1 protein-coding gene is annotated in these 466 nt (G+C 51.7%); it reads left to right on the plus strand.

Annotated features, from left to right (window positions below):
• Positions 1 to 200: 200 nt before the first annotated feature.
• Positions 201 to 466, plus strand: a 266-nt coding sequence (locus tag QQZ17_RS19700; RefSeq protein ID WP_284554154.1) for a hypothetical protein, incomplete at its 3' end; no start/stop codon positions are given.

The raw sequence follows: 466 nt of genomic DNA on the forward strand, positions 1-466 counted from the left end.
TTTGCACCATGTGATGCTTAATATCAGGGATATCTGCAATACCAAAGCGTAGGTCTGCGATCTCTCAGCTTCGAAAGGGAGCCGAAGACCAGGACCACTCGACCTGAATTCACTGAATTTACTGAATGGCCCGGGGATGATTCACACATCCCAAGCTTTTCTATTTCCTCAACGCCGGCCCGTCTCGCCAAAGATCATACGTGTCATCGCTGATTTGCCACAGCTCCAAGTTCTGGCGCAAGACCGCCGAGGAAGGACTACCCGGTTGGAAACGAATCGTCGTCACACTCATCGCAGATGGTCTAGGACCGATGGATACGTCGGTCTTGGATGTCTTGGCGACTATCGGGGTGTATCAAGATGGAGTTTTGAAAAAGGCCGTGAATGATAAGCCGACCGTGGCGCACATCTTCGAGGTGAGTTCATTGTCCCTGGTGTCCATGTCCGTGACGTGGCCAGTAGATGT

Origin of the sequence: Citrobacter sp. T1.2D-1 (genome assembly GCF_950098555.1) — a bacterium.
In the GTDB taxonomy this organism is placed as follows: domain Bacteria; phylum Pseudomonadota; class Gammaproteobacteria; order Enterobacterales; family Enterobacteriaceae; genus Citrobacter_A; species Citrobacter_A telavivensis.